At 61.8% G+C, this 304-nt stretch carries 1 protein-coding gene; it reads right to left on the bottom strand.

What is annotated here, in order from left to right:
• Positions 1–150, bottom strand: a 150-nt coding sequence (locus AC0L3X_RS47530; RefSeq protein ID WP_473317669.1) for a DUF736 family protein, incomplete at its 3' end; no start/stop codon positions are given.
• Positions 151–304: the final 154 nt, after the last annotated feature.

The raw sequence follows: 304 nt of genomic DNA, 5'->3' as shown, positions 1-304 counted from the left end.
CCGGCCTACGTAGATGCGGTGGCTGGGCGCGTTCTCGTTGGAGCGATTGGTCTCGGCGACGATGCGGACGCCCTTGGCCTGTAAGCTCAGGGTGACGATCTCGCCCTGGAAATCGTTGCCGACCTTCTTGAAAGAACCGATGTTAGCCATGTCACTTCTCCTGTTGTGTTTCGAGCCTGCGACCACCGCGGCCTCGATGGCGATCTAGAGGCCGAGGACGATCGGCGACGCACCCGCTCGGGCCGGAGCGCAGCGGAGGACGCAGTTGAAGAGACTTTCTTGTCTCGCGAGGAATGGGCGTAAG

It is taken from the genome of Bradyrhizobium sp. MI1.7, assembly GCF_055811795.1.
Note: the sequence above shows the minus strand (reverse complement) of the source record. Positions and strands in the feature narration are given on the sequence as shown.